General features: G+C 62.8%; 21 protein-coding genes and 1 tRNA gene. 16 read left to right on the top strand and 6 right to left on the bottom strand.

The genetic code is table 11. The annotated features are described in order from the left end of the window. Positions 1 to 22: 22 nt before the first annotated feature. From WH303_RS10035 to WH303_RS10025, 3 genes are all read right to left on the bottom strand, one after another. Complete coding sequence (locus WH303_RS10035; RefSeq protein ID WP_021027588.1) at positions 23 to 901, bottom strand: 2-oxoglutarate-dependent dioxygenase; 879 nt, start codon at positions 899 to 901, stop codon at positions 23 to 25. Positions 902 to 939: 38 nt separating this feature from the next. After that, entirely contained in the window at positions 940 to 1,716 is a 777-nt protein-coding gene (gene yaaA / locus WH303_RS10030) for a peroxide stress protein YaaA (RefSeq protein WP_339518272.1), read from the bottom strand. A 64-nt stretch (positions 1,717 to 1,780) separates the two neighbouring features. Further along, positions 1,781 to 4,843: an Rne/Rng family ribonuclease gene (locus tag WH303_RS10025; RefSeq protein WP_339518270.1), complete on the bottom strand. Its 3,063-nt coding sequence runs from the start codon at positions 4,841 to 4,843 to the stop codon at positions 1,781 to 1,783. A gap of 588 nt (positions 4,844 to 5,431) precedes the next feature. Between WH303_RS10025 and WH303_RS10020 the strand changes: the two genes are divergently transcribed. From WH303_RS10020 to WH303_RS10005, 4 genes are read left to right on the top strand one after another with little or no spacing between them, the layout of a single operon-like run. Continuing rightward, on the top strand, positions 5,432 to 6,451 hold the full coding sequence (locus tag WH303_RS10020) for an RluA family pseudouridine synthase (protein ID WP_339518268.1): 1,020 nt from the start codon (positions 5,432 to 5,434) through the stop codon (positions 6,449 to 6,451). A gap of 33 nt (positions 6,452 to 6,484) precedes the next feature. Beyond that, positions 6,485 to 7,141: an HAD-IA family hydrolase gene (locus WH303_RS10015; protein WP_339518266.1), complete on the top strand. Its 657-nt coding sequence runs from the start codon at positions 6,485 to 6,487 to the stop codon at positions 7,139 to 7,141. Positions 7,142 to 7,201: 60 nt separating this feature from the next. Then, positions 7,202 to 7,579, top strand: a complete 378-nt coding sequence (locus WH303_RS10010; protein WP_021027944.1) for a Rieske (2Fe-2S) protein — start codon at positions 7,202 to 7,204, stop codon at positions 7,577 to 7,579. Position 7,580: 1 nt separating this feature from the next. Beyond that, complete coding sequence (locus tag WH303_RS10005) at positions 7,581 to 8,615, top strand: S49 family peptidase (protein WP_339518265.1); 1,035 nt, start codon at positions 7,581 to 7,583, stop codon at positions 8,613 to 8,615. A gap of 87 nt (positions 8,616 to 8,702) precedes the next feature. Here the strand turns inward: WH303_RS10005 and WH303_RS10000 are convergent, their stop codons facing one another. Together WH303_RS10000 and WH303_RS09995 are read right to left on the bottom strand one after the other, a co-directional pair. Further along, positions 8,703 to 9,485 carry an SAM-dependent methyltransferase gene (locus WH303_RS10000; RefSeq protein ID WP_339518263.1) on the bottom strand — a complete coding sequence of 261 codons (783 nt, stop codon included), beginning with the start codon at positions 9,483 to 9,485 and terminating at the stop codon, positions 8,703 to 8,705. After that, positions 9,482 to 10,078 (bottom strand): Maf family nucleotide pyrophosphatase, encoded by a 597-nt coding sequence (locus tag WH303_RS09995; RefSeq protein WP_339518261.1) that lies wholly within the window; start codon positions 10,076 to 10,078, stop codon positions 9,482 to 9,484. The genes WH303_RS10000 and WH303_RS09995 overlap by 4 nt, the downstream gene beginning before the upstream one ends. Before the next feature lie 26 nt (positions 10,079 to 10,104). Here WH303_RS09995 and WH303_RS09990 point away from each other — a divergent pair, with 26 nt between their 5' ends. The 12 genes from WH303_RS09990 to WH303_RS09935 all read left to right on the top strand — a co-directional run bounded on the left by WH303_RS09990 (position 10,105) and on the right by WH303_RS09935 (position 20,488). Next, positions 10,105 to 10,662, top strand: coding sequence for a YceD family protein (locus WH303_RS09990; protein ID WP_339518259.1), 558 nt, complete (start codon positions 10,105 to 10,107; stop codon positions 10,660 to 10,662). 155 nt (positions 10,663 to 10,817) lie between these two features. Beyond that, positions 10,818 to 11,000, top strand: coding sequence for a 50S ribosomal protein L32 (gene rpmF, locus WH303_RS09985; RefSeq protein ID WP_021027949.1), 183 nt, complete (start codon positions 10,818 to 10,820; stop codon positions 10,998 to 11,000). A 129-nt stretch (positions 11,001 to 11,129) separates the two neighbouring features. Beyond that, the gene (plsX, locus tag WH303_RS09980) at positions 11,130 to 12,182 is read left to right on the top strand and encodes a phosphate acyltransferase PlsX (RefSeq protein WP_021027950.1); all 1,053 of its coding nucleotides are present in this window, start codon (positions 11,130 to 11,132) and stop codon (positions 12,180 to 12,182) included. A 5-nt stretch (positions 12,183 to 12,187) separates the two neighbouring features. Beyond that, complete coding sequence (locus WH303_RS09975) at positions 12,188 to 13,168, top strand: beta-ketoacyl-ACP synthase III (protein WP_312988766.1); 981 nt, start codon at positions 12,188 to 12,190, stop codon at positions 13,166 to 13,168. A 65-nt stretch (positions 13,169 to 13,233) separates the two neighbouring features. Beyond that, the gene (fabD, locus tag WH303_RS09970; RefSeq protein WP_339518257.1) at positions 13,234 to 14,178 is read left to right on the top strand and encodes an ACP S-malonyltransferase; all 945 of its coding nucleotides are present in this window, start codon (positions 13,234 to 13,236) and stop codon (positions 14,176 to 14,178) included. Then, entirely contained in the window at positions 14,175 to 14,921 is a 747-nt protein-coding gene (gene fabG, locus WH303_RS09965; RefSeq protein WP_021027953.1) for a 3-oxoacyl-ACP reductase FabG, read from the top strand. Before fabD ends, fabG begins: the two co-directional genes overlap by 4 nt. A 105-nt stretch (positions 14,922 to 15,026) precedes the next feature. Next, a complete protein-coding gene (acpP, locus tag WH303_RS09960; protein WP_021027954.1) occupies positions 15,027 to 15,266 on the top strand; it encodes an acyl carrier protein in 240 nt (79 codons plus the stop codon). 84 nt (positions 15,267 to 15,350) lie between these two features. Beyond that, positions 15,351 to 16,595 (top strand): beta-ketoacyl-ACP synthase II, encoded by a 1,245-nt coding sequence (gene fabF / locus WH303_RS09955; RefSeq protein ID WP_021027955.1) that lies wholly within the window; start codon positions 15,351 to 15,353, stop codon positions 16,593 to 16,595. Between the two features lie 188 nt (positions 16,596 to 16,783). Next, entirely contained in the window at positions 16,784 to 17,269 is a 486-nt protein-coding gene (locus WH303_RS09950) for a hypothetical protein (RefSeq protein ID WP_339518253.1), read from the top strand. Between the two features lie 61 nt (positions 17,270 to 17,330). Continuing rightward, positions 17,331 to 17,966, top strand: a complete 636-nt coding sequence (gene rpoE, locus WH303_RS09945) for an RNA polymerase sigma factor RpoE (protein ID WP_182343191.1) — start codon at positions 17,331 to 17,333, stop codon at positions 17,964 to 17,966. A gap of 56 nt (positions 17,967 to 18,022) precedes the next feature. Continuing rightward, a complete protein-coding gene (locus WH303_RS09940) occupies positions 18,023 to 18,796 on the top strand; it encodes a sigma-E factor negative regulatory protein (RefSeq protein ID WP_339518251.1) in 774 nt (257 codons plus the stop codon). A gap of 219 nt (positions 18,797 to 19,015) precedes the next feature. Further along, positions 19,016 to 20,488, top strand: coding sequence for a DegQ family serine endoprotease (locus WH303_RS09935; RefSeq protein WP_043341130.1), 1,473 nt, complete (start codon positions 19,016 to 19,018; stop codon positions 20,486 to 20,488). A gap of 164 nt (positions 20,489 to 20,652) precedes the next feature. On the opposite strand, the gene WH303_RS09930 is transcribed toward WH303_RS09935, so the two are convergent. Further along, a tRNA-Arg gene (locus tag WH303_RS09930) sits at positions 20,653 to 20,729 on the bottom strand. Positions 20,730 to 21,021: the final 292 nt, after the last annotated feature.

Here is a 21,021-nt window from a genome sequence, read left to right as displayed (position 1 = left end):
GGGGCCCGGCGGCGGCTGCGGTTTACTTGAATTCGCCCTCGCGCAACCACTTGGTGGCGATCCATTTCTCGCCGGCAATCACCGGTGAGCCGCCATGCAGGCTCTTGGTTGCGGGGTCGGGCGCAGGGTAGCTGAAGAACACCGCATTGCCGCGGCGCGGCGCGACTTCCAGCCCCACATCGGGGAAGCTGGTGCCGCCGCCAGCTTGCGGGTTGTTCAGGTAGATCACCAAGGTGGCCAGGCGCTGGCCGCCACGCTTCAAAATCGTCGGCGTGCCGGGCTGGGTCGGGTCGAAGTAGTCGTAGTGCGGCTTGTACTCGGCGCCAGGCCGGTAGTGCAGCACCTGCAGGCCTTCGCCATGGTTTTCCGGCCAGTTGACCAGCTTGGCGATGCGGCGCTCCAGCGCGGCGACGGCGGGCGTTTCCTCGCGCTGGAAGAACATGCCGTCGCTGGTGCGGTCGGCATTGACTTCTTCGCCGCCAGTCTTGGTCTCGACGGTCAGCGAGCGCTGCATGCGCGGCTCGGCCGCCGCAATGATGGCGTCGCACTCCTCGTCGGACAGCAGGTTGCCGAACACGACGACGCGCGGGTGCTGCAGGGCCAGCAGCACGCTGACCTCGCGGTCACCGACATCGATGCTGGAGGGCGATTGGCCCAGGCTGGGCTCGGGCAGGGGACGGGATAGGGCAGCTGGCTGGGAGGCCGCCGCAGCGGTCCCCTGGCTCGCCTGCAACTGCGCGAGGTGCTCGGTCAGCACCGATTCCATCGCGGACTCGGCGACATCGGCGTTCCAGCCGGCATCGCACATCGCTTTGAAGACGCGGTCGGCGCTGACGCCGGCGCTGGCCTGATCAATGATCCAGGCGCGCAGTTCCGGGGTGAGGGGTTGCGAGGCTGTCATCAGATTCCTTTCGCGGCCCATTGTGCATCAAAGTCGCATCAATCGACTTTGCGCCTGAACACGAAATGGTCTTCGCTCGATGCCTCGGGCGTGAAGGCATAGCCCGCGGTGCTGAACTTCTTCAAGGCCGCCGGCGTCTTGGTCTGGTGCTCGATGGCGTAGCGCGCCATCATGCCGCGTGCCTTCTTGGCAAAGAAGCTGATGATCTTGTACTGGCCGTTCTTGTAGTCTTCAAAGCTGCAGTCGATGACGCGGGCGCGCAGCACCTTGCGGTCGACCGATTTGAAGTACTCCTGCGAGGCCAGGTTGACGACGACGGGCTTGTCTTCGTCCGCCTGCTGCGCATTGAGGTAGTCGGCGATCTGCGTGCCCCAGAAGTGGTAGAGGTTGCTGCCCTGGTCGGTTGCCAGGCGCGTGCCCATCTCCAGCCGGTAGGGCTGCATCAGGTCGAGCGGGCGCAGCACGCCGTAGAGGCCGCTGAGCATGCACAGGTGGGACTGCGCCCAGTCGAGCTGCTTGGCGCTCAAGCTGGGGGCCTGCAGGCCGTCGTAGACATCGCCGTTGAAGGCCATGATGGCCTGGCGCGCGTTCTTGCTGCTGAACTTGGGCGACCAGGCCTCATAGCGGGCCACATTCAGCGCAGCGAGCTTGTCGCTGATGTCCATCAGGCTGGCAATCTGCTGGGGCGACTGCGTGCGCAGCACTGCAATCAAGGCCTTGGACTGGGGAATGAACTGGGGCTGTGTGCTGGCCAGGCCGGCGGGCAGCGGGGTTTCATAGTCCAGAGATTTGGCAGGCGAGAGCAGAAACAGCATCAGGGGCTCCATCAATGAAACAGGCCGGATCGCTCCGGCCTGAGGGTTGCGGGGTCAGCAGTTTTTAAGCGGATTCGCGCTCAAAAGGCAGCACCAGGTTGGTCAGATCCTTGCGCGTTTCGACAAGGATCAGCGGGCCCTGGTCGATCTGCACCACGGGCTGGCGCTCACGCGGCACATGCACGGGCTTGGGCTCGGCCGCAATGGCCGCTTGCACCGCGGCAATCTTGTCGGCATCGGAGTTGATCCATTGCAGACCTGCGGTGCTGGCGATCTGGTGCAGGGCATCCAGTGGCAGGCTGTAGCTGGCAATCGCTGGCAGGCCGGCCTTGGCAGGCTCGGCGGCGACGGGCGCAGGGGCAGCAACCGGTGCTGCTGCGACAGGCGCTGCAGGCACGACAGGGGCCACAGCGGCGACAACGGCCACGGGTGCTGCTTCCGGAGCGGCAACCGCTGCCTCGGCTTGCGCCACAGGGGCGGGAGCCGCTGCAGCATCGGCCACATCAGCCACGGCGGGCGATGGGGCTTCTACTGGTGCGGCAGCTGGCGCTGCGTTGAAGTAGCTGCGGCGGGGTGCCTCGTCGCCATCTTGCGGCACGGTGGAGGCGGCAGGGGCGGCATCGGCGCCAAAGCCCGAGTCAGCGGCGGCATTGTCGCCTTCGGCTTGCTCGTCACGGCCATTGCGCTCGCGCTCACCACGGTTGCGGCGGTCGCGGCCATAGCGGTCACGCGAGCGGCGCTCACGGCGCTCTGGCGTTGCGCCATCTGCATCAGCGGCTGGGGCCGGCTGGTTACCGGTCTCCAGGTCCAGCGATGGCAGGGAGGCGATCACCGCATCGGCGTTGATGGGTGCCGGTGCCACGGCGTTGAGGGGCTGGGCCGCCTCGTCACCGTTGTTGCGGCGGTCCTGGCGCTCACCACGTTCAGCACCACGGTCGCGGCGGCCTTCACGCGGCTCGCGGGGAGCGCGCTCGGGGCGGGGTGCGCGTTCCTGGCGCTCGCCATTGGCGGCGGCGTTGTCGCCGGCTTGTGGGTTCAGCGGGGCGTCGTCACGGCGGTTGCGCTCCTGGCGGTCACCGCGCTCACCACGGCGGTTGCGGCCTTCCTGGTCGCCACTACGGGGGCTGCGGCTGCCGTCGGCTGCGCCGTTGTTGCCACGGCCATTGCGCTCACCGCGTTCACCTTCGGCGCGCTCGCCACGGGCTGGGCGGTTGCCATCCTTGCGCTCACCCCGGTCGCCGCGCTCTGCACGGTCACCTCGGCCGCCACGGTTGTTGGCGTTGCGGCCATCGCGGTTTTCACGGCGGGCCTCGCCAGCAGGTGCTGCTGCAGGTGCAGGCACGGGCGCTGGTGCGGGTTCAGGGGCCATGCCGAAGAAGCGCTTGAGCCAGGCGAAGAAGCCCTTTTGCGGGGCAGCCACCGGTGCGGCAGCAGGCGCTGCGGCGGGGGTGCCAGCGGGCTTGCCGTTTTGCGGGCTGGCCGTACGGGCAGCGGGCGCTGGGCGTGGCTCGGCAATCGGTGCCGGTGCATCGGGCAGCACGCCCTTGATGACGGGGGTCTGCTTGTTGGTCGGCTCTTGCGAGCGGCGGGTAAAGCCCAGGCTTTCCTCTTCGGGGTCGGCCAGCTTGTAGCTCGCTTCCATCGAGTCCAGACGCGGGTCGTCGTGCTTCATGCGCTCGAGCTTGTAGTGCGGGGTCTCCAGCGCCTTGTTGGGCACCATGGTGACGGACACGCGCTGCTTGAGCTCGATCTTCTGGATTTCGGTGCGCTTTTCGTTGAGCAGGAAGGAGGCAACTTCGACAGGCACCTGGCAGTTCACCGCTGCCGTGTTGTCCTTCATCGACTCTTCCTGGATGATGCGCAGGATCTGCAGCGCGGAGCTTTCCGCATCGCGGATGTGGCCGGAGCCGCCGCAGCGTGGGCAGTTGATGTGGGCGCCCTCGCTCAGCGCCGGCTTGAGGCGCTGGCGGCTCATCTCCATCAGGCCGAACTTGCTGATGGTGCCGAACTGCACGCGGGCACGGTCCTGGCGCAGCGCGTCACGCAGGCGGCTTTCCACATCGCGGCGGTTCTTCGACTCTTCCATGTCGATGAAGTCGATCACGATCAGGCCGCCCAGGTCGCGCAGGCGCATCTGGCGGGCCACTTCGTCAGCGGCTTCCAGGTTGGTGCGGGTGGCGGTTTCCTCGATGTCGCCGCCCTTGATGGCACGGGCCGAGTTCACGTCGATGGAGACCAGCGCTTCGGTGTGGTCGATCACGATGGCGCCGCCCGATGGCAGCGTCACGGTGCGCGAGTAGGCCGACTCGATCTGGTGCTCGATCTGGAAGCGGCTGAACAGCGGCGCATCATCGCGGTAGCGCTTGACGCGGGCAGCATGCTCAGGCATCACATGGGCCATGAACTGCTGGGCTTGTTCATAAATGTCATCGGTGTCGATCAGGATGTCGCCGATGTCATTGTGGAAATAGTCGCGGATCGCGCGGATCACCAGGCTCGATTCCTGGTAGATCAGGAAGGCGCCCTTGCCCGACTTGGCAGCGCCGTCGATGGCACCCCAGAGCTTGAGCAGGTAGTTCAGGTCCCATTGCAGCTCAGGCGCGCTGCGGCCAATGCCGGCCGTGCGCGCGATGATGGACATGCCCTTGGGGTACTCGAGCTGGTCCATGGCCTCCTTGAGCTCGGCGCGCTCGTCGCCTTCGATGCGGCGCGAGACACCACCACCCCGGGGGTTGTTGGGCATCAGCACCACATAGCGGCCTGCCAGCGAGATGAAGGTGGTCAGGGCCGCGCCCTTGTTGCCACGCTCTTCCTTCTCGACCTGGACGATCAGCTCCTGGCCTTCCTTGATCACATCATTGATGCGGGCCTGGCTGGGGGAGACGCCTTCGGCGAAATACTGTTTGGAGATTTCCTTGAAGGGCAGAAAGCCGTGGCGGTCTTCGCCGTAGTCGACAAAACAGGCTTCCAGAGAGGGCTCGACCCGGGTAACAACGGCTTTGTAGATATTGCCTTTGCGTTGTTCGCGGCCTTCGATTTCAATTTCGTAGTCCAGCAGCTTTTGGCCATCAACAATGGCGAGGCGGCGCTCTTCAGCTTGCGTGGCGTTGATCAGCATCCGTTTCATGATGCGCGTCCTTCGTAATGCGGGACAGGCTGCCTTTGTCAGTCAGGCACCTGTCTCCAATCCCAACAATAAACAGGCTCTTACTGGAGCCACAGATGCCGGGACAGACGCAGAGAAACGAAAGAATTCACAGAGCGTGTCATGTTTGCTGGTAATACTTATGTCAGCACAGGGGATCTAGGCACGCGGGAGAGGGCATGTAAATAAGCAGCCAGCCAGCGCTGGGCTGCCTCCGGCTGGAATATTTGCCCTGAGAACATGCGCACAGCGGGCACAGCAAGACGCACTGGCGCACAGCTGCTGCTGTGCCAGAGAGTTGCCATCCAAGCCCACAAAATCAACATGTTTGGTGTGAAGACGATCAGCTGGGCGGGGCCTGGTTGCAGGCCTTTGCGACAGCTGTCGCCAAAAATCTGTTTTTTCGTTGTTTCAATGTGTCTGTCCGCCTGATTCACTTGGCGTCCCCTGCGCAATCTTTTGGTATGCAGGTGGGGCGGCAAGGCGATCAGCCAGACATCGACCGGCCTGTGCGGGTACTGGTGGGTGAATTAAACTGCTCACCGGTAAACCAATAACTCTATCGCGCAGGTGAAACATATTATAGGGGGCAAACCGGGCGAGCCCCGTAGTCCACAAGCACCCCCAGTGGCTGTAAGGCTGGTCGAGGTCCATCCCGACGACGCAGGCCAGCGCCTGGACAATTTTCTGATGCGCCACCTCAAGGGCGTACCCAAGACCCATGTCTACCGCATCATCCGCCAGGGTGAAGTCCGTATCAACAAGGGCCGCGCGACAGCGGACACTCGCGTCCAGCCCGGCGATGTGGTGCGGATTCCGCCGGTGCGCGTCGCAGCAAAACCTGAAGAAGCGGAGCGCGCGGTGCCAGCTAGGGAGTTTCCCTTGTTGCTCGATGACGATGTCATGCTGGCGATCAACAAACCCGCTGGTGTGGCCGTGCATGGCGGCTCGGGCGTCAGCTTTGGCGTGATCGAGCAGCTGCGCCGCGCCCACCCCGATGCCCGCTTTCTGGAGCTGGTGCACCGGCTCGACCGCGAAACCTCAGGCATCCTGCTGGTGGCCAAGAAGCGCTCGGCGCTGACCCATCTGCAGGACCAGTTCCGCGAGCGGGAGACGGGCAAGACCTACCTGGCGCTGGTCATCGGCGAATGGCCGGCCAACAAGAAGGTGATCGACACCCCCTTGCGCAAATACCTGCTGCCCGATGGCGAGCGCCGCGTGCGCGCCACCACGGCCGACGACCCCGAGGGCATGCGCTCGGTCTCGCTGGTCAAGGTGCAACAGGTGTTTGCGGCCCGGCACCTGCTGGGCCTGCCAGCGATGAGCCTGCTGGAGGTGACGATCAAGACCGGCCGCACCCACCAGATCCGGGTGCACCTGGCCAGCAGCGGCCATGCAATTGCCGGCGATGAGAAATATGGCGACTTCGATCTGAACAAGCGCCTGGCCAAGCACGGCCTCAAGCGCATGTTCCTGCACGCCTGGCGCCTGCAGTTCAACCACCCGCAGACGGCAGAGCGTGTGCAACTGGGTGCCGAGCTGCCGCCGGAGCTGGCAGACTTTGTGGCGGCGGCCTTCGCGGCCGATTGATGAATTTTGTGACAGCTAGAGAAAGAGCACCCGATGGCCCGCCAATTTGACCTGATTGCCTTTGACTGGGATGGCACCTTGTTTGACTCGACGGCGGCCATTGCGCTGTCGATCCAGGATGCGGTGCGGGATGTGGGGGGGACGGTGCCCAGCCTGGCGGATGCCAAGTATGTGATCGGCATGAGCCTGCAAAGCGCGCTGCGCCATGCCGCGCCCGATGTTCCGGAGGACCAGATGGTGGCGCTGACCAACCGCTACCGCCTGCACTTCCTCAAGCGCCAGGAGCAGGTGACCTTGTTTGACGGCGTGCTGGAGCTGCTGGACCAACTGACCGCCAGCGGCCACCTGCTGGCCATTGCCACCGGCAAGAACCGCCGGGGACTGGATCGGGTGCTGGATACGACCTTGCTCAAGGGGCGCTTCCATGCGACGCGCACCTCGGACGAGACGGCTGGCAAGCCCCATCCGCTGATGCTGCAGGAGCTGATGGCCGAGCTGGATGTGGCGCCCGAGCGGCTGCTGATGGTGGGGGACACCACGCATGACCTGCAAATGGCCGTCAATGCTGGCTGCGCCAGCGTGGGGGTGAGCTATGGCGCCCACCACCATGCGGGTTTTGAGGCCTTCAAGCCCTTGTATATCGCCCATACCGTTGCTGAACTGCAACAGTGGATGGCGGATCATGCCTAGCTATGGTGCAATTACTGTCTGTATGTACAGTCAGATGAACCTCGGTGAACAGGTGCGGTGATGGCGGAAGTACCGGCGCAGATGATTGCCTTGTGCCAGAGCGATGCGCTGCTGCACGGTGGGCGCGCGGTGGCCTTTGATGTGGTCTATGCCGGGCAGACCTGCCAGGCCTTTGCCATCCGCTACCACGCGGGAGTCCACGCCTATCTGAACCGCTGCACCCATGTGGCGATGGAGATGGACTACCAGCCGGGGCGTTTTTTCGACGACACAGGTAATTGGTTGCTCTGCGCCACCCACGGCGCCGCCTATGTGCCCGATACTGGAGCCTGTGCCGGCGGTCCCTGTCGTGGCGGTTTGGTCAAGGTTGCGCTGAGTGAGAGTGATGGCGTGGTCTATTGGCACACGGATAACCGTCTCCAACCTCTTGATTTTTAAGATGAACCCCATGGACAACAACCCTCAGCACAATCCGCCGCCGGCGCCCGACCTGTGGGGGCAGACGGCCGCTGCGGCGTCTGCCGCTGCCGCAGCACCCAGCCCGGGCTGGGAGCGCTCGGTGCTGGAGCGCCTGGCCTTTGACACGCTCAAGGAGCAGCGCGCAGCGCGCCGCTGGAAGATTTTCTTCCGCCTGGTCTGGCTGGGTCTGGTGGTTGCGTTTGTCAGCTACCTGTTTGGCTCGGACGGATCGGCCGCCAAGACCTCGACCGAGCACACGGCTGTTGTCGAGCTCAAGGGGGAGATCGCCTCCGGCGCGGACGCCAGTGCCGAATTTGTGATTGCAGCCCTGCGCACCGCTTTTGAAGATGACGGCGCCAAGGCCGTGGTGCTGCTGATCAACTCGCCCGGCGGCAGTCCTGTGCAGGCGGGCATGATCAATGACGAGATCGTGCGCCTCAAGGCCCAGTACAAGAAGCCGATGTATGCGGTGGTCGAGGAGTCCTGCGCCTCTGCTGCGTATTACATTGCCTCTGCGGCTGACAGCATCTATGTCGACAAGGCCAGCATCGTGGGCAGCATTGGCGTGCTGATGGATGGCTTTGGTTTTACCGGCACGATGGACAAGCTGGGGGTGGAGCGCCGCTTGCTCACCGCTGGCGCCAACAAGGGCATGCTCGATCCATTCAGCCCCATGAACGACAAGCAAAAGGCCTATGCGCAGCAGATGCTGAGCCAGATCCACCAGCAGTTCATCCAGGTGGTGCGCCAGGGCCGGGGTGACCGTTTGAAGGAAACCGAGGACACGTTCAGCGGCCTGTTCTGGACGGGCCAGGAGGCCGTAAAGCTGGGCCTGGCCGATGGCCTGGGCAGCCTCGACCAGGTGGCCCGCGATGTCGTGGGTGCCGAAGAGGTGGTGGATTACACCCGCCGCGACAATGTGGCCGAGCGCTTTGCCAAGCGTTTTGGTGCCTCGGTCGGCGCGGGCGCGGTCGGCACCCTGCGCTCGATGTCGCTGCTGCCCAGCGTGCGCTGACAGCCTTCAAGGCTTGAATGACAAAGCGGTGCCGAGGCACCGCTTTTTTCATGGGCGTGCCGCAACGGCTGCAGCCATTAACAAGCCTTAGCGGCCAATGGCAAACACCATGGGGGTGCGGTTGTCCAGGTGGGTGTTGAGCGGCTTCCACTGCTTGACCAGGCGGCTTTGCGTGTTGGCACTCTCCAGGGTCAATCCGCTGGAGATGGACAGGCGTGTGTTGGGCTGCAGGGTCTGCAGCAAGGCGCCCAGCAGCGCCTGGTTGCGGTAGGGCGTCTCGATGAAGATCTGGGTCTGGCCCTGGCGCAGCGCCAGTTGCTCGAGCTCGCGCAGGCGGGTGCTGCGATCGGAGGCATCGCTGGGCACATAGCCGACGAATGCAAAGTTCTGGCCGTTGAGTCCGCTGGCGGCCAGTGCCAACAGCAGCGAGGTGGGACCAACCAGCGGCACCACGTCGATGCCCGCGTCATGGGCGGCGCGCACCACCGAGCTGCCGGGGTCGGCAATCGCGGGCATGCCCGCTTCGCTCACCAGGCCCACATCATGGCCTAGCAGCGCAGCGGCAATCAGGCTGCTGCTGTCGCTGCCAGTGCTGGTCTGCGGGAGGTGGTCGCCTTTTTTATGGGCTTCGCGCGGCAGCTCGGCAATATCTTGCTGCTGCAGCGGCAGGGCCAGGGGGGCCACGGCATCCACCCGCTTGAGAAAGGCGCGGCAGCTTTTGGCGTTCTCGCAGACCCAGTGGGTGATGCGGGCGGCGGCTTGCACGGTGTGCAGCGGCAGCACATCGGTCAGCGGCGCCTCGGTGGCGCAGCCAAAATCGAGCGGGGTGGGCACCAGGAACAGGCGGCCTTTGGTGGTTTGTTGGTTCATGGCAACACCAATCCGGCAGCGCGCAGCAAACGGGCTGTGCGTATCAAGGGCAGGCCGATCAAGGCGGTGGGGTCGTCGCTCTCGATGGCGTCGAGCAGGGTGATGCCCAGGCCTTCGCTCTTGGCGCTGCCCGCGCAGTCATAGGGCGTTTCTGCCAGCAGATAACGCTCGATCTCAGCGTCTTCGAGCGGGCGGAACACCGTGCGCACCACAGCGGTATCGGCCTGCGCAAAGCCAGTGGCCTGGCAGACCACGGCCACGGCGGTGTGGAACTGCATGCTTTGCCCGCTCATCGCACGCAGCTGCGCCACGGCCTTGTCATGCACCATCGGCTTGCCCAGCGGCTGGCCGTGCAGGTCGGCGACCTGGTCTGAGCCGATCACGATGGCATCGGGGTACTGGGCGGCCACCGCATGGGCCTTGGCCAGCGCCAGGCGCAGCGCCAGCGCGGCCGGGCTTTCGCCGGGCTGTGGGGTTTCATCCACATCGGGCGAGGCGGTCTCGAACGGCAGGCGAAAGCGCGACAGGAGCTCCCGCCGGTAGCGGGAGGTGGAGCCCAGTACAAGGGCGCGGGGCATCAGGGATTCAGACATGCCCAGATTCTCTTACACTGGCGCGCATGACAAAGGAATTTTCAGTCAATCGCCTTGAGATCAAGGCTTTTGCCCACCAAAACGCTTCGCTGGAAGGTGAGTTGCCCCTGGGGCAGCTGGCCCGCTTGCTGGCCGAAGACCAGCGCGGCGAGGCCGCTGCGGCCGAGCCCGTGCGCTGGGTGCTCGATGGTGAATGGGTGGAATCGACCGGCGGCCCCGGCCAGGCCTGGCTGCACCTGCATGCCGAAACCCAGGTGCAGCTGCAGTGCCAGCGCTGCATGCGCCCGGTGGATGTGGCGGTGGAAAGCAGCCGCTCCTTCCGCTTTGTGAAGGACGAGGCCACGGCGGCAGCGCTCGATGACGAGAGCGAAGAAGATGTGCTGGTGCTGGCGCCCCAGATCGATGCGCTGGAGCTGATCGAGGATGAGTTGCTGATGGCACTGCCTATGGTGCCGATGCACGAGGTCTGCCCGGTGGATGTGAAGCTGGAGTCCGCCACCCAGGATTTTGACGACCGCCCTGCGGAAAAAGCCAATCCCTTCGCGGCGCTGGCATCGCTGCGCATCGATAAAAACCAATCCTAGTTCGGGTGGCTTGAAGCCTGCTTGCGATCTTTGCTATAATTTGAGGCTTCGCGCGAATCCCTCGTGTCTTTAATGGGCTAGTCGCGTAAATTTCGGGCATGCGTTTGTGATTGCGCAGGCCATGTCACCAACCCTTTCAAGACTCAGGAGCCATCATGGCTGTTCAACAAAACAAGAAATCCCCTTCCAAGCGCGGCATGCACCGTTCGCACAACGCACTGAACGTGCCTGGCATCGCTGTGGAACCCACCACCGGTGAAACCCACATGCGCCACCACATCAGCCCCAACGGTTTCTACCGTGGCCGCCAAGTGCTGAAGAACAAGTCGGAAGCCTAAGCCATAGCTGTATAAAAAAGGCCCGCAGCTACATAGTAGCGCGGGCCTTTTTTATTTCTTGCCAGTTTGCGGCGCGCTGCGCGCCGAGCTGGAACTCGGTGCGAACAACGTCAAAGAATTACCGAACGAATGATCACACTGGCCGTGGATTGCATGGGTGGGGACGCAGGTATCCGTGTCACGCTACCCGCATGCAAGAAGTTTTTGGATAGCCACCCTGATGCCCATCTGTTGATGGTCGGGCAGGCTGAGGCATTGCAGTCTTTTCAGCACGAGCGTGCCACCATCGTGCCTGCAAGCGAAGTGGTCACTATGGATGACCCGGTGGAAGTGGCCCTGCGCAAGAAGAAGGATTCTTCGATGCGGGTGGCCATCAGCCAGGTGAAGACAGGCGCCGCACTGGCGGCCGTGTCGGCGGGCAATACCGGGGCGCTGATGGCCATTGCCCGTTATGTGCTCAAGACGCTGGAGGGCATCGACCGCCCAGCTATCGCCACCCAACTTCCCCACGCCAAGGGCGGCGCCACCACGGTGCTGGACCTGGGCGCCAATGTGGATTGCAGTGCAGAGCATCTGCTGCAGTTCGCCGTCATGGGCTCGGCCTTGGTCAGCGCCCTGGAAAACAAAGAAAACCCCACCGTCGGCCTGCTCAATATTGGTGAAGAAGCCATCAAGGGCAGCGAGGTCATTAAGCGCGCCGGCGAGCTGCTGCGCACCGCTGGCCAGTCGGGTTACCTCAATTTTTACGGCAATGTCGAAGGCAATGACATCTTCAAGGGCACGGTCGATATCGTGACCTGTGATGGATTTGTCGGCAATGTCGCGCTCAAGGCCAGCGAAGGCGTTGCCAGCATGATCAGCAACGGGCTCAAACAAGAGTTCAAGCGCAACCTGCTCACGAAGATCGCCGCAGTGATCGCTTACCCGGTGCTGGCGCGCTTGATGAAGCGGGTGGACCACCGCCGCTACAATGGGGCTGCATTGCTCGGATTGCGCGGCCTGGTTTTCAAAAGCCATGGCTCGGCCGACGCGGTGGCGTATGAGCATGCCTTGCGGCGCGCCTATGATGCCGCCCGCAATGATTTGCTGGGGCGTGTGCAAACCAAGATTCAGACGGCAGCGCCCCTGCTGATGTCGGCAGACAGCAATGCTGCTGCCAAAACCGTGACGTCTCCTACCTGAATTCGATGAGTATTTATTCCCGCATTATCGGCACTGGCAGCTACTTGCCGCCACGTCGTGTCACCAATGATGAGTTGGCCGCTGAGATGGCCACGCGCGGTCTGGAAACCTCCGACGAGTGGATTGTGGAGCGCACCGGTATCAAGGCGCGCCATTTTGCAGCGCCTGATGTCGTAGCCAGCGATCTGGCGCTGGAGGCCTCGAAGAACGCGCTCCAGGCCGCCAATATCCAGGCCAGCGATATCGACCTGATCATCGTCGCAACCTCGACGCCGGACATGGTCTTCCCCTCGACCGCCGCGATCCTGCAGCACAAGCTGGGCATTGCCAATGGCTGCCCGGTGTTTGACATGCAGGCGGTGTGCAGCGGTTTTGTCTACGCACTGACGGTGGCGGACTCGATGATCAAGTCCGGCAGCGCCAAGCGCGTGCTGGTGGTGGGTGCCGAGGTATTCAGCCGCATTCTGGACTTCAATGACCGCACCACCTGCGTGCTGTTTGGCGATGGCGCCGGCGCTGTGGTGCTGGAGGCGTCTGACAAGCCCGGCATCCTGGCCACCGAGTTGCATGCCGATGGCAGCCATGTCGACATTCTGTGCGTGCCGGGCAATGTCTCGGGTGGCCAGGTGATTGGCTCGCCGCTGCTGCGCATGGATGGCCAGGCGGTGTTCAAGCTCGCCGTCGGTGTGCTGGACAAGGCCGCACGCGCCGCGCTGGAAAAGGCGAACATGCAGGAAGCCGATATCGATTGGCTGATTCCGCACCAGGCCAACCTGCGCATCATGATGAGCACGGCGCGCAAGCTCAAACTCGCGCCGGAGAAGGTCGTCGTCACCGTCGACCAGCATGGCAATACTTCGGCGGCCTCGATCCCGTTGGCGCTGGACCACGCCGTGCGCAGCGGCCAGGTCAAGCCCGGGCAGAATGTGATGCTCGAAGGCGTGGGCGGTGGCTTCACCTGGGGTGCGGTGCTGCTGACGATGTAGCAAGTCTCGGCGTTGCCGAGACCGCTGTCATCCGCTGATTGATAAAAAACTGATTGAACCGAGACATGAGCGCTTTTGCATTTGTATTTCCGGGCCAAGGCTCGCAGTCTGTGGGCATGCTCGATGCCTGGGGTGGCCACCCCGCCGTTGTCCAGGCGCTGCAGGAAGCCTCTGATGCGCTGGGCGAAGACCTGGGCGCGCTGATCCAGAACGGCCCCAAAGAAACGCTGGCGCTGACCGCCAACACCCAGCCCGTGATGCTGGTCGCTGGTGTGGCGGCATGGCGTGTCTGGCAAGCCGAAGGCGGCCCCATGCCGATAGCGGTTGCTGGCCACTCGCTGGGCGAGTATTCCGCCCTGGTGGCTGCCGGTGTGCTGACCCTGAGCCAGGCCGCGCCGCTGGTGCGCCTGCGGGGCGCTGCCATGCAAGAGGCCGTGCCTGTGGGTGCTGGCGCCATGGCGGCAGTGCTGGGCCTGGATGCCGACAAGGTCAAGGCCGTGTGCGCCCAGGTGACGGCCCAACTGGGCGGCACTGAGGTGGTCGAGGCGGTGAACTTCAACGACCCTGGCCAGACGGTCATCGCCGGCTCCAAGGCTGCGGTGGAAGCGGCCAGCCTGGCCGTGAAGGAAGCCGGTGCCAAGCGCGCGCTGCCGCTGCCCGTGTCTGCGCCTTTCCATTCCAGCCTGATGAAGCCCGCCGCTGAAAAGCTCAAGCTGGCGCTAGCAGAGCTGCAACTGGCTGCGCCCCAGATTCCGGTGCTCAACAACATCGATGTGGCGCTGCCTACCGATGCCGATGCCATCCGTGATGCGCTCTACCGCCAGGCCTTTGGCCCTGTGCGCTGGGTTGAGTGCGTGCAGCGCCTGCGTGCGCTGGGCGCCACCCACCTGGTCGAATGCGGCCCGGGCAAGGTGCTCACCGGCATGACCAAGCGCATCGACCCCGAACTCGTCGGTGTGGCCCTGTATGATCCCGCCACTTTGCAAGAAACCAAAGGAGCCATTGCATGACGGAAACCACCTCAACCGCCAAAGTTGCCCTCGTTACTGGCGCATCGCGCGGCATTGGCGCCGCCATTGCCCAGGCACTCGGCGCTGCCGGCTACCAGGTGATCGGCACGGCAACCACCGAAGACGGCGCTGCCAAGATCTCGCAAGCGCTGTCGGCCTTTGCCGGCTCGCGTGGCGTGGCACTGGATGTGAACGATGGCGCTGCCGTTGACGCGCTGATTGACAGTCTGGTCAAGACCCAGGGCGGTCTGCATGTGCTGGTCAACAACGCCGGTATCACCCGCGACACCTTGGCCATGCGCATGAAGGACGAGGACTGGGATGCCGTGCTGGGCACCAATCTGAAGGCCGTGTTCGGTGCCAGCCGCGCCGCCATCCGTCCGATGATGAAGCAGCGTTTTGGCCGTATCATCAGCATCACCAGTGTGGTGGGTGCATCGGGCAATGCCGGTCAGGCCAACTACGCGGCCGCCAAGGCGGGTGTGGCAGGTATGACGCGCTCGCTGGCCAAGGAGCTGGGCAGCCGTGGCATCACGGTCAACTGCGTGGCGCCTGGTTTCATCGAGACCGATATGACGGCCCAGTTGCCCGAAGAGCAGAAGAAAGCACTTCAGTCGCAGATTGCCTTGGGCAAGCTGGGACAGCCGCAAGACATTGCCAACGCTGTGGTCTATTTGGCCTCAGATGGCGCCGGTTATGTGACCGGGCAGGAGTTGCATGTCAATGGCGGCATGTATATGTAGATTTGACGAAAGTTGAATGCCGTTTCCTCGCGACGGCAAGTTGCACTCAGGTATTGCTGAAGCAGCTAGAATCGCGGGTTCATTCACAACCCCCAGAGGGAAACCATGAGCGATATCGAAGCACGTGTCAAGAAAATCATCGCCGAGCAACTCGGCGTGGAAGAGTCTCAAGTAACGAACGAAAAGGCTTTTGTAGCCGACCTGGGCGCTGACTCGCTGGACACCGTGGAACTGGTGATGGCTTTGGAAGATGAGTTCGAGATCGAGATCCCTGACGAAGACGCAGAGAAGATCACGACGGTGCAGAACGCCATCGACTACGCCAACAGCCACCAAAAGGCTTAATTGATTGCGCATGCACTTGGCGCCCTTGTGGCGCAAGTGTCTTGCTGCCAATCTTCCGAGAGATCAACAAGAAAGTTGTAACGCATGAGTCGCCGTCGCGTCGTCGTGACTGGTCTGGGTTGCATCAGCCCCGTGGGTAACACGGTTGCTGAAGCCTGGTCCAACATTTTGGCCGGTCAATCCGGCATTGACCTCATTACCAAGTTCGACACCACCGATTTCAGCTGCAAGATTGCAGGTGAGGTCAAAGGTTTCGATCTTGAGTCCTATATGAGTGCCAAGGAAGCACGCACGATGGACTCCTTCATTCATTACGGCATTGCCGCTGCCCAAGAGGCAGTGAAAGACGCCGGCCTGCCTTTGGGCGAGGCACTGGATGAAGAGCTCGCAACTCGTATTGGCTGTGTGATTGGTTCTGGTATTGGTGGCCTGCCACTGATCGAGAACACGCACGGTGAGTATGAGCGCCGTGGTGCGCGTCGCATCACGCCTTTCTTTGTTCCCGCGTCCATTATCAATATGGTCGCAGGTCATGTATCGATGCGTTTTGGCTTCAAGGGCCCGAACCTGTCGGTGGTGACTGCTTGCACGACAGGTTTGCACTGCATTGGTGAAGCCGGTCGCATGATTGAGTACGGCGATGCCGACGTCATGATTGCAGGTGGTACCGAAGCAACTGTTTCTCCATTGGGTGTGGGGGGGTTCGCAGCCATGCGCGCGCTGTCCACACGCAATGACGATCCCAAGGCGGCATCGCGCCCCTGGGACAAGGGCCGTGATGGCTTTGTGCTGGGTGAGGGTGCCGGTATCGTCGTGCTCGAAGAGTACGAACATGCCAAGGCCCGTGGTGCCAAGATCTATGCCGAGTTGCTGGGTTATGGCATGAGCGCTGACGCCGGTCACATGACCGCGCCCAATATGGACGGCCCGCGCCGCGCCATGCTGGCCGCTCTGCGCAATGCAGGTGTCAACGCCGACCAGGTGGACTACCTCAATGCCCACGGCACCTCCACGCCGCTGGGAGACCTCAATGAGACCAATGCCATCAAGGCCGCCATGGGCGAGCACGCCAAGAAACTGGTGGTCAGCTCGACCAAGTCCATGACCGGCCATTTGCTCGGTGGTGCTGGCGGTCTGGAAAGCGTCTTTACCGTGATGGCCTTGAAGGACCAGAAGATTCCCCCGACCATCAACCTGGTGGACCAGGATCCGGAATGCGACCTGGACTACTGCGCGAACACCGCGCGCGACGCCAAGCTGGACATCGCCGTCAAGAACAACTTTGGTTTTGGCGGCACCAACGGCACCTTGGTGTTCAAGCGGGTTTGATGCGGGTTGGCGCCTGGTGCGCCGCCCCAGTCACGCTTCGATAAGGCCTCTGTGACAGAGGCCTTTGTTGTTTTTGCGCTGCCCCGGTCAACACGGTGTTGGAGCTGCTACACGGGGGTTTGCCCTGCGGGATCGCTGATGGGTGCATTGCAAAATGGGGTGATGCCTCTGTCAATAGCCGCCCAGCCATGCTCCAGCATCGCCCACTTGCCTTGATGGCACTGCAGTCCTTTGCGCTGGTGAGCCCAAGCCGCATCCGCCTGCTTTTGGCCGGCTGGGTGTGCCTGGTCACGGTGCTGTGCCTGGTCTGGATGCATGCAGCAGCTCCTTCGGCGCTGCCGCGCGCCTTGGCGGTGGCCGTGCTGGCACTGGCGACCGGGCTGGTCTGGCGCATGCCGCTGTGGCCGCGGGGAACTTGTTTGTGCTGGACCGGCTCTCAGTGGTGCCTTGGGCAGGGCCCGCTGGCGCTCGAGCAGCGCCAGGCGCTTGCGCAACTGGCTGTGCTGATGGATGGGCAATCCTGGATATTGCTGCAGGCCCAGGGGCTGCCAAGCCGGGGTCCCGGTCAGTGGCTGCTTGTGGCGAAAGCCGCTAATCCAGAGCGCTGGCCGGATATTCGTCGGGTTTTATACTCGTCGCTTGCCGCTGAACCGCAGAACATCCATCAGGTGTAAGCCTACAGCTGAACAACCACAACAATAGCTGCAAGCTTGTAGCGCCAAGAGGGCCTCTTTTATGACGGGAACGCCAACGGCCAGTACCCCGAATGCAAATGACAGCGATCTGCACCTGGTGCAGCGCACGGTGGCAGGAGATCAAAAAGCCTATGGCCTGCTGGTGCTCAAGTACCAGCGCCGCATCGAGCGCCTGATCGGGCGCATGGTGCGCGATGTGGATCTGGTGCCCGATCTGGCCCAGGAGACCTTTTTGCGTGCCTACCGCGCGCTGCCGCAGTTTCGGGGTGACGCGCAGTTCTACACTTGGCTGTACCGGATTGCCGTCAATACCGCCAAGAAGGCGATGGTCGAGCTCAGCCGCAATCCGGTGATGACCGAGAGTGCGCTGCGCGGAAAAGACGATGACGATGAAACTTATGTGCCCGGGCGTGAACTAACGACCGATGAGACGCCGGAAACGGTGATTGCCGCCCAGGAAATTGCCCAGGCGGTGAATACGGCGATGGACGCGCTGCCCGAGGACCTGCGACAGGCTATCGTGCTGCGTGAGATTGAAGGCATGTCTTATGAAGACATTGCCGCTGCGATGGATTGCCCCATCGGTACGGTACGGTCGCGTATTTTCCGCGCCCGCGAGGCGATTTCCGCCAAGGTAAAACCCATGCTTGAACGCCAGTCTGGCAAGCGTTGGTAGCTGATATGAGTGTGATGACTGGCTGCAAGGGCCTGGGGCCCGCTAGGAATATGGCTATGAATCTCGAAAACCAAGCATCGAACAAGAGCACGCAGGCAGCCTGTGAGCAGCTGTCCGCCTGGGTCGATGGTGAGCTGGACGACCAGGCGCTCAGCCAGCTGCTGGCCGAGCTGCCGGAGTTGGCCCAGGACGAGGCCTGCTACGCCTCGGTGCAGTCCTACCAGGTCATTGGCGATCTGATGCGCTCGGCGCATGCGCCGTGCTCCGACAGCCTGGCATTTCTGGATGCGCTCAATGCCAAGCTGGCGCTGGAGCCGCCGTTGGTGGCCCAGGGCCAGCCCGCGCCAGGCGCGGTCGCCGTGCCGGCCGTGGCCGCAGCCGCAGCCGCTGTGCAGGCCGTCAAGCCGGCTGCTGCCGTACAGGATGCCGCCAACCACTCGGTCTTCCGCTGGAAGATGGTGGCCGGCTTTGCCACCGTGGCCGCTGTGGCGATGGTGGGCTGGAACAGTATCGGCTTGCTCTCGGGTGGCGCCGGCCAAGAGGCACGCCAGCAGATGGCAGGGGCTGCTGCGCCGCAGGTGGTTGCATCGGCTGCATCGCCAAGGCCGGCGGCGTCCAATGCCCAAGGCCTGGTGCAGCAGCAAGTGACGGTGGGCCAGAACTCCAGCATCATGCTGCGTGATCCGCGCCTGGATGAATTGCTGGCGGCACGCGGCCAGATTGGCGGCACCGCCAATCTGCAGATGCCAGCGGGCTTCTTGCGCAATGCCACTTTCAATGCCGAAAAGCGCAGCGATGGCTGCGCCGACAAGGCATCGCGCCTGTGCTGATGATGCGCTGAACCCTTTGAAAAACACCTGCCTGGCAGGTGTTTTTTTATGCCTTTCGCGCACCGAGGCTTGAAACCTGTGGTTTACCGCCTATCTGATGGTGATGCACGCTTGGAACCTTGAGGCCTATTGCCCCTCCAATTGCGGCACGGCACCATGGGCAAAGCGTTTGAACCGCTGCGCATGCGCTGCCGCCATATTGTCAAATTGAGGAGTGATATGTCTCTAAAGCGTTGGAAGCCTTTTCAGATCAGTGCGCTGGCGGCCATCCTGTCCGTCAGCAGCGCAATGATGCTGCCGGCAGCAGCCCAGACCCCCGCACCTGCCGTGGTGCGTGGCCTGCCTGATTTCACCGACCTGGTCGACCAGGTGGGCCCATCGGTGGTCAATATCCGCACGATGGAGAAGGTGTCCAACCGCCAAAGCCAAAGCGGCCTCGACCCCGAGATGCTGGAGTTCTTCAAGCGCTTTGGTCTGCCGGTGCCCAGCATTCCCAAGCAGCAACGCCCCCAGCGACCTGGCGCCGATGGCGATGAGGTGCCCAGTGGCCTGGGCTCGGGCTTTATCCTGACGGCTGACGGCTATGTGATGACCAATGCGCATGTGGTCGATGGCGCCGATGAAGTGATCGTGACGCTGACCGACAAGCGCGAGTTCAAGGCCAAGATCGTGGGCGCCGATAAGCGCACCGATGTGGCCGTCGTGAAGATCGACGCCACCGGCCTGCCCGCCGTCAAGATTGGCGATGTGAACCGCCTGCGCGTGGGTGAATGGGTGATGGCCATTGGCTCGCCCTTTGGGCTGGAAAACTCGGTGACCGCAGGCATTGTGTCGGCCAAGCAGCGCGACACCGGTGATTACCTGCCCTTTATCCAGACCGACGTGGCCATCAACCCCGGCAACTCCGGCGGCCCGCTGCTGAACATGCGTGGAGAGGTCGTGGGTATCAACAGCCAGATCTATTCGCGCTCGGGCGGCTTCATGGGTATCTCGTTCTCGATCCCGATCGATGAAGCGGTGCGCGTGAGCGACCAGCTGCGCGCGACCGGCCGCGTGGTGCGCGGCAAGATCGGTGTGCAAATCTCCACCGTGAGCAAGGATGTGGCTGAATCCATCGGTCTGGGCAAGGCCCAGGGCGCGATGGTGACGGGTGTGGAAAGCGGCTCGCCTGCCGAGAAGGCCGGCGTGGAAGCGGGCGACATCATCACCAAGTTCGATGGCAAGCCGCTGGAGAAGCTCGCGGATCTGCCGCGCTGGGTGGGCAATACCAAGCCAGGCTCGAAGAGCACCGTCACGGTGTTCCGCCGTGGCAAGACCTTGGACCTGCCGATCACCATCATCGAGATTCCGTCGGATGCCGCTGCAGATGCTGCTGCCACCAGCAAGGAGCCAGAGAAGTCCAAGCCTTCCACCGCTGCCCAGCAGCTGGGCCTGGTCGTCACGGATCTGACCGATGCACAGCGCAAGTCCATGCACCTCAAGGGGGGCGTGCAGATTGTGTCGGCCGATGAGGCTGCTGCCCGTGCTGGTCTCAAGCAAGGCGATGTGATCCTGGGAATTGCCAATACCGAGATCAATGACGTCAAGCAGTTTGACGCCGCCGTGGCCAAGGCCGACAAGTCCAAGCCCGTCAACGTGCTGTTCCGCCGGGGTGAGTGGACGCAGTATGTGCTGATTCGCCCAAGCAAATAAGCACTCAGCGCGTAGGCGCTGTGCTGACCGCAAGCCGGTTTCCGCGATGGAAATCGGCTTTTTTCATGGATGGGTGTGAAAGAGCCAGGCACTACCCAATATTCAATACCCAGTACCCAGCAACGAAAAAGCCTCAGAGCATTGCTACTCTGAGGCTTTACGTTTGGTGCGGCTGGCAGGAATCGAACCCACGACCCCTTGGTTCGTAGCCAAGTACTCTATCCAGCTGAGCTACAGCCGCTAAGCCGTCAATTATAGCACGCAATTTTTAGATGGTGCTGGTATTTTGATCTGATGGGATCGCTGAGAAGGCCGGGAAGCGTTTGCGGCATCCAAATCGGGCGGTCTTACCGCGTGACTGGAGACGCAGACGGGCACCAGCACCAGCCTGCAACGCGCAGGACAGCCGTAGTACATATTCACTAATTTTGGGGATTGACCGTGAGCGGGCCCGGTCCGATAGTTAGCAACATTGTTAATTTCTGTATATGGCTGCTGAAATGAGGTTGTGCAGGCGTTTGATCCTGGGGTGG

The sequence above is a fragment of the Comamonas sp. MYb69 genome, assembly GCF_037479315.1.
In the GTDB taxonomy this organism is placed as follows: domain Bacteria; phylum Pseudomonadota; class Gammaproteobacteria; order Burkholderiales; family Burkholderiaceae_C; genus Comamonas.
This window is presented reverse-complemented; position numbering and strand designations above follow the sequence as displayed.